Genomic DNA, 11,328 nt, shown 5'->3' with positions numbered 1-11,328 from the left:
GACACTTCCCTGTGAATGGTTGCGATCCTGGTCGGCACGCAGCGGTGGCGCCGACTTTCTCGAACCGGTTGTCCTTGAAAACGAACGGCGCATGACCTTGTCGACGGCACCCTGTCCATAGTGGGGAGCGAGGCGAGCCGCTGGCGGCGCTCGGACGTTCAATCCGAGCGCGTAACATAGCAGCGCTTTCGAGGATGGGAAGCTAATTTTTAAGGGTTGTACGATGTCATAACGCAATCAAATGCCGCGGCTCCGCAGCCTAGAGCGGTTGCCAAATAATTTTCCCGAGGGCATTTGTTCCCCTGCGTGAGGCGGGCTTATTTTCTACACCTTGCTGACTTGATCGCCAGGCGCTTCCCGGATCGCTCGCTATACGTCATGCTCAAAGGGAACCATTTCTACCAAAACCGGGCTTCATCCCCTGTGCTGTCGAAGAGCGAATCGCAACAGCGCCAAAATACAAGGATCAAACATGCGAAAGTGGATGGGAGCGGCGGGCATTTGTCTTTTCGCAATCGTAACCAACGCGCAGGCTCAAGCCACACCTCAAGCCACCCAAGAGATAAGGGGGCTGCTGGACTTTGTCGAGCACAGTGAATGTAAATTTGTGCGTAACGGAGAGGCATTCCCAGGTCCCGAAGCTCGTGCGCATCTGGAGAAAAAGCTGAATTACCTGGAGGACAAGAACAAGGTGAACAGTGCCGAGGACTTCATCGATCTTGCTGCCACGAAAAGCAGCATGAGCGGTCGCGACTATGAGGTGCGATGCCCAGAAGGCGCACAGCCTGCCAGTGCCTGGCTCAAGCGGGAACTGCAGAGACAACGGCAGCTTCATTGATGTTGTCTCAAGGCGAATAAGGCTCGGGGGGGTGTTGGGTTTTTTACTCTCTGCTTTTCACTGCCCACTAGAAACGTGCCGGATAGGATTACCGGCACTCTTTTTATCTCTTCGGCAAGCGCTTGTTGGGCGGCGCGCAAAGCAACTCCGCCGAAGGACACGCTGGGATCCGCACAGCGCTACGCCGATTTCATCTCCTTCCAGCCCACATCTCCCATCAATCCCTTGATGTCCCCCCCTTCGCAAGCGCTCAGGTCGCAAGTCCGCGCCCCATCGTGTGACGGCTGTACAACTCCAGGTGCTAGAGCAGCAGCGGGGCGGCCTGTCTGACTGTGCAGCGCGCACGCCCCTGATGCTCTGATCATTTGGCGGACCTCAGTCAAACGGTGTAGGGTTGAATCAATTTATTATGTACATACATAATACGTAACACGGTATGAAATCGTAGGAGGCGCCATGGCTAGAAGCGGGATCAACAAAGCTGTAGTGCAAAAGGCACGTCAGGCACTGCTGGCCAGGGGAGCCAACCCCAGTATCGACGCCGTGCGCGTAGAGCTCGGGAATACGGGGTCTAAAACGACGATTTCCCGCTACCTGAAGGAGCTTGAACCTTCCAATACAGAGCCGGTGAGCTCACGTGAACGCATGGGCGAAACGCTCAACGGTACGGTGCAAACGTTACTGGATCAGTTGATGGAGGAGGGGCAGGCAGTCATCTCCCAGGCGACGGCGGCGTTTGAGCAGCAGCGGATCGCGCTGGAAAACCAGATCATCGAGCTCAGATCGGAGCTGTCCACCGCTCAACGGCATCTGGCCACCCAACAGGCCGCGATAGAGCAGCAGAACGCTGAACTCGCAACCACCCGGTCCTCACTCCAGGCTGAGTTGACGCGCAACGCACGCATCAGTCAGCGCTGTGCCGACCTGGAATCCCTGGTTGCTGAAAAGGACAAGCACCTGCAATCGCTGGAGGAAAAGCACGTTCAGGCTCACGGGGCGCTTGAGCATTATCGAGAAGCGGTGAAGGAGCAACGTCATCAGGATCAACGCAGGCACGAGTCTCAACTGCATGAGATGCACGTTGAGCAGCGCAAGCTGCGAGAGACCATTGCCGTAAAACAGGACGATCTGACGCGACTGAGTCGCGACAATGAACGCCTGCTCGCTGAGGCCAGGCAGCAAACCAAGGCCCTGCATACGCAGGAAGCCCTGGTTCTGTCGCTTAATACTCAAACTGAAACGCTGCGCCAGGCTGAGGCCAGGACCACTGGGGTGATTGAGCACCTCATGGAACAGGTCTCGGCTTTGCGTGACGAGGTTAAGGCGCTCCACAAGGCCGCCGCTGTAGCCGAGCTGCGTGAGCACGAAACCACGGCGCTGGTCGCGGCGCTTCAGAAAGAGAATGAAGAACTCCGGCAGGCTGAGGAGGAGGGTAGCGATGCCGCCTCAGGGGTAGAGAAGAAACGACTCGCCGGGCACATCAAAGCTTCGAAACGACCAAGGAGATAAAGCATGGATCAGCTCGCAGGAAATCCGCAGGGCCATGACGAAGGCTCGTCAGTTTGGCAATTCGCTCATCAGCGTCTTTCCCGGATGCTGATGGACAGGGTCGAGCCATTTGGCTCTTTGGTGCCGATCATGAAGCTGGATGCCGCCGGCACCAGAGAACATCGGTCGACACCCAACGTTACCGGGCGGCGAACCGGTTAAAAGCGTCCCAGCTTGAGGGGGTACTCGATCACGACGTAAATCCGGTCGATGTCATCGCCGCCCTGGGCACTGTTGGCCCGATGGGTCACGTGGGATACCTGCATGGACAAATCCCTGGCCGGTCCCGATTGCACGGTGTAGCGCAGATCGATATCCCGCTCCCAATGGCGTCCGCCATTTCCTTGTTGCGGGACGAACTGGCCGGAATCCGGGTCAAATGGGTTATACGCCCCACCTTGGGGCGCATGGGTGCCGTCGATACCCCGGCCAGTGACGTAGCGGGTCATGAATTTCAATCCAGGGACGCCGAAAGCGCCCAGGTCGAGGTCGTAGCGGGCCTGCCAGGAGCGTTCGCCGGCGCCGTTGAAGTCTGCGTACTTGATGGAGTTGGCCAGGTAGATCGAGTCGCCGCCCACAAAGTCGAATGGAGTGTCGCCGTGGATTTTCTGATAGGCCAGCGTGAATCCCTGGGCGCCGAGGGTGTACTTGCCGGACAGGCTGTACGCCGTGTTATCAATCCCGCCGGCTACGGCTTTTCCGTAATCCTGGGTGTGGTAAACGTTGCTGTCCAGGAAGAATCCGGATCGCTTCAGATGCAGGTTGGCGTAGTACTGACGCCAGGTGTCGGACAGCTCGGACGCGTAAAGAGCACCGCCCAACGGCTGGTCTTCGAACAACCGGGCGCCGAGAAAACTGATGCCGCCGATATTGGTGCTCGCCCCATAACCGGTGAAGTCCCCTTTGCTGGTCGAGGCATCTTGATTCTTGAACGCGGTGAAGTGCCCGGCCTGCAAATGCACGTCGTCAAACTCCTGGCTGTCGAACAGAAACCCCGTGGCGTATTCCGGTTGCAGGCGTTTGTCGGCGGTGTCGAACACCGGGGTTTCCACGGTCATCTCGCCGTAGGCCAAGGTGGTTCTGGACGTGCGCAGTTTCAGCGCGCCACCGGCGCTGGAAAAGTCGCTTTCACCGCGGCCATCCGCATCCAGCGGCAGCAATCCCGTTCCCGAATGCCCCTTGCCGCCATCCAGTTTCAAACCGAAAAAACCATGGGCATCGACACCTAATCCGACGGTGCCGGGGGTAAAGCCGGAGGCAAATGTGGCGATGAAGCCTTGAGCCCATTCCTGCTTGTAGCTTTTGTTCGCCGGGGAGGGGGAACGGTAGTCATTTTGCAGGAAGAAATTTCGGCTCAGCACGTTCAAGGTTGAGCCGTCCATAAAGTCTTGCGCCGAAGGCTCGGTAGCCTGGGCGGTGCCGCAGTTACTAACCAGCAATATGGATAACCAGAGTCGATCCCTATGTTTGAGTCGCGGCCCTGGGTGCGCGTGAGCTTTATTGCTACGAAGGCGCAGGCTTTTCAGTGCTTGATTTGCGGTACGCATGCTGTAGCCAGTTCGGTGACGAGGGCCTGATTATTGGCCGCGAGGCTCTGGCTGATGAGTTAAACGTTGTTAATTCTGAGTGGTTACGACTCAGTTGAACGCCGCGCAGCGCCTGTCCTCCAATCTCTATCAGAAAGCAGAAGGAGAACCAGCATGCAGCCCAAGACTGAAGGACTTGAAGAGCACGGCCCCAGCGGCGTGCCCTACATAAACGATCCAGGAAAGCCCACTTCACCGCCCTTGAACGATGCCGACGCCACTGATGGAGCCGAAGCGGAGGAAGATATTCAGGACGAAGCAGAATCCATCTAAATGTGAGGAGCAAGGCAATGGACAACTACCACCTGAGCCCTTCTGCGGATGGCTGGGAACTTAAGAAAGTCGGCGCAGAGCGTGCTTCCAAAAAAGCCGCAACTAAGCAGGAGTTGGTGAGTTCTCTGACAGATTTCTTTGATGGCAAAACCGCCTCGGTGAAGATTCACAAAGCCGACGGCTCCATTGAGGAAGAGCGCACTTATCCGCGTTCCGCTGACCCCAGGCGATCGAAGGGATGACCCCAATTTCCGCTATCGACCTGGGTATTGAGGTCGACGACCCGAGCGGCCACGGTGTGTATCGGTGGCTGCTCGCCAGTTTTCTGATCGGTAAAAGGATACGTTCCTCTGTCGCCGTTGAGGCGTACCGGAACCTGGTTGATCGATATGGCTTGGATACGCCTGCAAAGCTCGCCCGATGCTCACATCGAGATCTTGTCAGGCTCCTCGGGCAAGCGGGCTACGCACGATACGATGAATCCACGGCGCGGCGACTGCACGAGCTTGGTGTGGGACTGGATGCCGGACTGGAATGTCGGATGAACGCTTTGCAGAGTGGGTCAATGAAATCAGCTGAGTTTGAGCGATGGTTGCTCGGCTTTAACGGCATCGGACCGAAGACGTTAGAGATCTTCAAGCGCGAAGTTGCCCTGGGAGACAAATGACGCGTGGAGTCGCACGTCTTTCCCTACAGACACTGCCTGGTCCACAGCCGGTGTGCCCGCATAGGGAATATCCGTATCGTTGAGGGGATAAGCGGTGGACATGTTCAACCTCCTTGAGCACAGGCATCCAGCGCTTGGGTGACGTCGGCCAGCAGGTCCGCGACATCTTCAAGGCCCACCGACAAACGCACCAAGCCCTCGGAAATCCCGTGGTGCGCACGTTCTTCAGGCGTGTAGGTGGAATGGGTCATGCTGGCTGGATGCTGGGCCAGGGACTCGGCGTCTCCCAGGCTGACCGCGCGGGCGAACAATTCCAGTGCGTTCATGAAACGTCGGCCGGTGGTCAGGCCGCCCTTGAGTTCGAAGGCGATCATGCCCCCGGGCAACTTCATCTGCCTCGACGCCAGGTCGTACTGAGCAAAGGAGGGCAGGCCGGGGTAAGTGACCCATTCGACGGCCGGGTGCGCTTGTAAATACTCGGCGATCACCTGGGCGTTGCTGCAATGGCGCTCCATGCGCAGTGACAGGGTCTTGAGCCCGCGCATCAGCAGAAAAGCATCCTGAGGCGACATGACCGCACCGGTCAGGTCCTTGAGGCCTTGCAGGCGAATGCGGTTTGCCAGTGGATGACTGGCAACCACGATGCCGGCCGTGATATCGCCATGGCCACTGAGGTATTTGGTGGCCGAATGCACCACTACATCCGCCCCCATTTCCAAGGGGCGTTGCAGGTATGGAGTGCAGTAGGTGTTATCGACCACCAAGGTGACATTCCGGTGATGGTGGGCAATCTTGGCCACCGCGCAGATGTCGACCAGCTGCATGTTCGGATTGGCCGGGGATTCGAAATAGATCATGCGCGTCGAAGGACTGATGGCATCGCGCAGTTCGGCCAGGTTGGACATGTCAACATGGCGCACCTTGACGCCAAACTCGCCGATACCGTGGTGCAGCAGGGCAAAGGTGCAACCGTACAACGTACGGCTGAGGATGATCTCGTCACCGGGGCGCAGCAGGGTCCAAAAGATCGCCGCAATGGCTCCCATGCCGGAGCTGAAGGCCACCGCCGCCTCGCCGTTCTCCAAAGCCGCCATGCGTGACTCCAACAGAGCCAACGTGGGGTTGGAGATCCGCGTGTAAAAATGCCCGGATTCTTCGCCAGCGAAACAACCGGCGCCGTACTCGGCGGTAGGAAAGGCGAACGTGGAGGTCAGGTAGATCGGCGGGATCAGTGCGCCGTTGTTGTCCAGCGGGTTATAGCCGTAATGGATGGCGCGGGTGGAAAAGCCCAGTTCATTGTTTTTATTGTTCATGTTGAGCGCTCCTGTATTTCCTACAATGCTATGCTCAATTTCAACAAGAAAAATTCCAAATTGACCCAGGAATTACCAATCATTTGGAATAAACGCTCCGGAGAGCACAATTTGGAGGCAAGACATGCCCAGTGATCTGGATCGTACCGACAAAGCCTTGCTCGCGGCCCTGCAAGGCAACGCCCGGCTGACCATCGCCGAACTGGCCGAACAGGTGGCCCTGACCACTTCGCCGTGTTGGCGACGGGTAAAAATTCTCGAAGAGAAGGCAGTGATTACCGGCTACCAGGCGATTCTTTCGCCCAAGGCTCTCGGCTACGGCGTCACCGCATTTGTCAGCGTGATGATGGAGTCCCACAGTCAGGAAATGGCCCGATCCTTCGAACAGCGCCTATTGGAAATCCCGGAGATCGTCGCCTGTCACAACGTTTCCGGGCGCTACGATTTTCTGCTGGAAGTGGTGGCCAAGGACCTGGAGTCTTTCGGCGAGTTTGCGCGAGAGGTGCTGCAGACGTTGCCGGCGGTCAAAGAGATCTATTCAAGTTTTTCGTTCAAATCGGTCAAGCCCTCGCGAGTGATCCCGGTGCTGGGCTGAACGCGGTATAGATGGAGACAGAGGGCAGAGGACTCGGCGAGTGAATAAACACCGATACACATATTGTTTAACAGAGTCGGTCGTTTCGCTGGGTGTTGCGTTTCAGTTGATACCTTAGACCCCCGGTTTTCCTAGGTTTGCGAGTTTAATTCGTCGCTTACAATGAAAGAGCTATGTTGCTCGTCTAAGTCTGCACCCTGTTGCAAATAATTTGTTACACATCGAGCGATCCAATGAGGCCGGAGATCCGCTTTTCACCTTTGAGCAAACTCAATTAAGCTCAGCAACAAAATTGAAAGAGACGCCAAAAAATGGAATTTCCCGGGTTAACTCGGCAGTTGCTAATTGACCCTGAGCTTTGGAGTATGACCCGATCAGGTGCGAGGGCCGGTCGGGGTTTTCGGTATCAGGACGCAGTAACCGCTTGGCTTGCCTCAGTGGCGTGGAGTGGCGAAGCCACTTGGACGCGACTCATCCCGGAAGGTGTCGACGACCTTACCTTACATGGACCTGAGCTTGAGTTTAGAGCCCAGCTCAAGGCCAGGCATGATCCTCAGGCTGTCTTCTCCCAATCTGAGACGGCAAAACACCTTGCCAAGAGCGCTAAGGATCTCCCACTCGACTGGCGTGAATCCAATCGAGTGAGATTAGCATTGGTGCTAGAGCGACCGCTTGAAGGTATTCAACCTACAGGCTGGATAGTCACGCTTGCGGAAAGTGGCCAAGATCTGACGAAATTCGAAAAGCTTTTGGGAGAGGCCTTAGGGCAACCCGAGAATGGTGTGGTCGAGGCTTTACTAGTGCGCACCCACCTGGTGATCGAACCCGATCCGCTAGATCGTGGCTGCGCTGCCCTCACCAGTGCATCACTACCACCTGCAGGTGTGCGGCTAGTGCTCCAGCAACTTCGCGAGCAGGCTGGGAAAGCATCTGACTCCAACTACCTAGCATCGAGCGAAAAGCCAAAGACGTTGGACCGAAGCGATGTGCAGGAACGTATCGATGGAGTTCTAGGGATTATTGATCCTATCGGCTACGTTGCTTTGACAGCTGGCCTCGCAGAGATTGCAAATTTTAGCGAGCCTATGCCGGCTGCAGCCTTCTACCGGGGTGTCAACGTGGCGCCAGGGCACGTCGGGGCCGGCCTAGTGTTTGGTCGACCGGAGCTGATGGTGGACATTTTGACCGGCCTCGAGGCAAAGCGATTTGCATTAGTCGCGGGACCCTCCGGTTCGGGGAAGTCCGCACTTGCCTGGTTGTCGGCTCACCATACACGTCATGCCGTGCGTTGGTACCGCATTCGGGAGCTGCAGGTCGCCGATGTAGCAAAGCTCGTTCAGCTCGCCAAACTACTAGAAGCTAGTCCTGAGCGTCCCGTTGGTTTCGTCGTTGACGATGTGGGCCGTCAGGAGACCGCTGGATGGGATGGGTTGGTTCGGGAGGTAGAGGCCCAAGCAGGTCTGCTTGCCATTGGTACGGTGAGAGAAGAGGACATCTTTCTCCTGTCATCCGCAGCTCGTACACCGACTATCCGCCCCAAGCTAGATGAGAGTCTGGCATACGGAATCTGGAAAGCACTGCAAACGTCCGCTTCGGTGGTTTTCAGTCACTGGCAAGAACCGTTTGAGCTAAGTAACGGTTTGCTTCTCGAGTACACCCATTTGCTAACTGCCGGGGAGCGCCTTGAGGAGACGATTCGTGAGCAGGTGCGTCGTCGTCTTGCTGAAGACCGGGGTGATGAGCTGATGATTCTGAGGACCATTTCGTTCGCTGCTGCCCAAGGGGCAGCTGTAGACCCAGTTCGGCTTCGAATACTTTCTGGGATGGATGAGCCTCGCTTTGCAAAGTTGCTTCAGCGACTGGTCGATGAGCATGCGGTGCGTGCCAGGCCTGATGGTGCACTCATGGGGCTGCACGAGATCCGCTCGACATATCTTGACGTAGCCATCCGTGAGCTTCTTGGTGAAGCTAGAAGTCGGGCAGTCACAGCGGCAGCTGAAACCCTTGCGAGCGATACTTTTGCGGCGTTCATCGTTCGGGTGCTGCGACGATGGCCTGAAGAGGAAGGAGCCATGTTGGCGGGGCTCGTCGCTCGGCTGAAGTCAGAAGACGGGCGGTGCTGGGCGCCAATACTTCATGGCCTAGGACTCGCAACCGCGGATCGAATTGCAGAAAAATGGCTGGAAATTTCTCGTTCAGTAGATATTGAGGACCGCTTAAGCGGTTTCACTTTTATGTTTACTCTCGCGAGCATGGATTTCGGCGACGAACCGTTGTTCGCCAAACCGAAGATAGCGCATGCCTCCTTCTCGAAAGTCGATGTCGCAGATCTTCGTAATTCTTTGATCAAGATGGCAGCAAGCGCTTGGCCTGCCCAATTGAGTGTTAGCGAGGCGGCCGAGCTGGCAGCGACCCTATTACCAATTGTCGGTTGCAAATCACCGCCGTCTACCAAGTGCATTCCAAGTGGAGACTTGACTAATACCCCCTTGGAAGACCTTCTAGCTCTTCTAATCACTTTAAGAGAAGTAGATTTAGATGCTGCACGAGCTGTCATTGAGATGTGCGGAGGCACGTCTGCTCTAATAAATCGCTTGTACCGTGAGACACCTTGGGTAACTTGCCCTGAAATCGGAGAGTCTGATGGCAAGCTCAGTGTGACTGGGTACGTTCGTTTCGTTCATTCTGAGGTTCAGTCAGATCTGAATGAGGAGGTCGTACGTTTATGCACGGCCATGAGCGCTGTGGTACCTGATGCCGAGCTCCTCATTTCAGACGCGATCTTCTGCGACGGCCATCCCGTTGGGTATGGAGCGCACTCTCAGAACACCAAACGAATGCCGCGCCATGCCGTCATAGCTCCGATACGAATTGCCTGGAACCAGGCTCAAATTCGAGCGATCAACCGATTGGTGGCTGCTCCCACCGAGACCCAACGCACAACAGACTTAGCAGTTGCAATCAATGAACTTGGAGTAAAGCTGAGGGAGGCGGGGGATTTCTACTGCCGGATGGAAACCCCAGGAGCGAAGTGGAAAATGCTTCTGCAGATTCGAGATTGGCTAACAACGTTCATTCAACCTCCGAGTATTAGTGAGTCAATCTCCGGGCCTCTATCACCAGGAAAGTCGAATGATGGTGACAAGCTTCATGACTTTGTTACAGGTCTGCAACGACTGATGACTGAACTGACTGATGGAGTTTCGGAAAAGCCGAACCTAATGGCTGCCCGGACAGCTGGCTTGGTGCGCGACGCGGAGTTATTGCATCGCCCAGAGTTATGGCGCATGACCAGCGAGCCCCCCCTGGAAATGTTGGTTCAAATAGCCGAGACGCTTCGGCAGATACGCGCCGTACTTGCCGACACTGCTATGAATCCGGATCAACGCCTTGTGTTTGCAAGTCGTTTTCGTACCACGAGTCGTCGCCACTCCATTCTACGTCGAGCTGCGGAAGATGCGTGCCAAAGGGCTGAGTCATTGACATCCGCTCGCCGAGAACAGATACGGCTCGCTATGGCGGACAAAGGATTGAACGTTGAAGTGTATTCGCGTAATCAGCCCGAAAGCAGTGGTGCTCAATGGCCAGATGCTGAGTTTGCCGTTCTCTTGAAGGTTGAGGCGCTTTTTGATTGGTTAACCACGGAGGAGTCTTTCTCCGCAGTGGCAGCTGCACTATCGCCCCAAGCAACCGTTAGCTACGGAGCGGTAATCAATGGACGCTTAGCTCCTATGGGCATGACTTTCATAGTTTCGTTATTTCCCGACGTTACCTTCGCTGACAAATGGAAAGATAGCGTACCGTACTCTCCGATAATCGATGAAGACTTAAGGCTCTACGATGAGGCTTTGGAGGCCATCGGAGCTATGTCGGCAGCTTGCGCAGAATCAGGACGTGAGATGAATGCCAAAGAGCTTGAGTTTGTAACCAGCATGATGGAGCGATGCAGACGCAGTATGGAGTGCATAGCGACGAAGCTAGAAGATACCGCAGATGATGTACTTATCGACGTAGCAGGTTCTCTCAGTCGTGCGTTCAGTCGCTTTCAGAACGAGCTAGAAAATGAAGAGGGTGAAATAGTAGCTTCTGATTTGTCAGCCGGTCTACGCGGGACTATGACAGATCTGACGTATGAAATCCTTGGCATTCGTTTAGCCCTTATGGAACGTGCTGCATTTCGATTGGGGAGCACCGGCGTTGAAAGCTAATCGCTTTTCAGGTTCAGGCGGCAAGGGCAGCGTTGTGCTAGTGAGCGCCGACGAGACGAGGTTGGCGAGCAAACTGCCCAGGGAGATGATGATGGTGAGCAACGTCTGTTTGAAATCGTTTGCTCATTAGATGCCCGACCTCCGTTCGCGGGCATCTGCTTTTATAACGTCACGACCAAGGGGATCTGCCTAGGCTCTGTACGAAATCCGCCGAAACTCATTTGACTCCCACAACCGTCAGGAATCAGTAGAGTCCGCGTCCATCAATGGCAGGAGCCCACGATGGCCAAGCGGTACGAA

General features: G+C 55.9%; 10 protein-coding genes. 8 read left to right on the top strand and 2 right to left on the bottom strand.

Translation table 11 applies throughout. From position 1 onward, the window contains the following. Nucleotides 1-472: 472 nt before the first annotated feature. The 3 genes from EGM97_RS11360 to EGM97_RS11350 all read left to right on the top strand — a co-directional run bounded on the left by EGM97_RS11360 (nt 473) and on the right by EGM97_RS11350 (nt 2,548). Nucleotides 473-838 (top strand): YfeK family protein, encoded by a 366-nt coding sequence (locus tag EGM97_RS11360; RefSeq protein WP_238965573.1) that lies wholly within the window; start codon nt 473-475, stop codon nt 836-838. A gap of 456 nt (nt 839-1,294) precedes the next feature. After that, the gene (locus EGM97_RS11355; RefSeq protein ID WP_238965572.1) at nt 1,295-2,347 is read left to right on the top strand and encodes a DNA-binding protein; all 1,053 of its coding nucleotides are present in this window, start codon (nt 1,295-1,297) and stop codon (nt 2,345-2,347) included. Nucleotides 2,348-2,350: 3 nt separating this feature from the next. Then, nucleotides 2,351-2,548 (top strand): hypothetical protein, encoded by a 198-nt coding sequence (locus EGM97_RS11350; RefSeq protein WP_238965571.1) that lies wholly within the window; start codon nt 2,351-2,353, stop codon nt 2,546-2,548. On the opposite strand, the gene EGM97_RS11345 is transcribed toward EGM97_RS11350, so the two are convergent. After that, entirely contained in the window at nt 2,545-3,933 is a 1,389-nt protein-coding gene (locus tag EGM97_RS11345) for an OprD family porin (RefSeq protein WP_477788802.1), read from the bottom strand. The genes EGM97_RS11350 and EGM97_RS11345 overlap by 4 nt on opposite strands. A 153-nt stretch (nt 3,934-4,086) precedes the next feature. Here EGM97_RS11345 and EGM97_RS11340 point away from each other — a divergent pair, with 153 nt between their 5' ends. The 3 genes from EGM97_RS11340 to EGM97_RS11330 are packed head-to-tail and all read left to right on the top strand — an operon-like array spanning nt 4,087 to nt 4,912. Further along, entirely contained in the window at nt 4,087-4,245 is a 159-nt protein-coding gene (locus tag EGM97_RS11340) for a hypothetical protein (protein WP_238965570.1), read from the top strand. 17 nt (nt 4,246-4,262) lie between these two features. Beyond that, complete coding sequence (locus EGM97_RS11335; RefSeq protein ID WP_238965569.1) at nt 4,263-4,487, top strand: DUF2188 domain-containing protein; 225 nt, start codon at nt 4,263-4,265, stop codon at nt 4,485-4,487. Next, complete coding sequence (locus EGM97_RS11330; RefSeq protein WP_238965568.1) at nt 4,484-4,912, top strand: HhH-GDP family DNA glycosylase; 429 nt, start codon at nt 4,484-4,486, stop codon at nt 4,910-4,912. Before EGM97_RS11335 ends, EGM97_RS11330 begins: the two co-directional genes overlap by 4 nt. 104 nt (nt 4,913-5,016) lie before the next feature. On the opposite strand, the gene EGM97_RS11325 is transcribed toward EGM97_RS11330, so the two are convergent. Further along, nucleotides 5,017-6,225, bottom strand: a complete 1,209-nt coding sequence (locus EGM97_RS11325) for a methionine gamma-lyase (protein ID WP_238965567.1) — start codon at nt 6,223-6,225, stop codon at nt 5,017-5,019. A 124-nt stretch (nt 6,226-6,349) separates the two neighbouring features. On the opposite strand from EGM97_RS11325, the gene EGM97_RS11320 reads away from it, so the two are divergent. Next, nucleotides 6,350-6,820, top strand: a complete 471-nt coding sequence (locus tag EGM97_RS11320) for an Lrp/AsnC family transcriptional regulator (protein ID WP_238965566.1) — start codon at nt 6,350-6,352, stop codon at nt 6,818-6,820. An 893-nt stretch (nt 6,821-7,713) separates the two neighbouring features. Further along, the gene (locus EGM97_RS11315; protein ID WP_238965565.1) at nt 7,714-11,028 is read left to right on the top strand and encodes a hypothetical protein; all 3,315 of its coding nucleotides are present in this window, start codon (nt 7,714-7,716) and stop codon (nt 11,026-11,028) included. Nucleotides 11,029-11,328: the final 300 nt, after the last annotated feature.

The sequence above is a fragment of the Pseudomonas sp. AF32 genome, assembly GCF_022342325.2.
GTDB classification, from domain to species: Bacteria; Pseudomonadota; Gammaproteobacteria; order Pseudomonadales; family Pseudomonadaceae; genus Aquipseudomonas; species Aquipseudomonas uvaldensis.
Note: the sequence above shows the minus strand (reverse complement) of the source record. Positions and strands in the feature narration are given on the sequence as shown.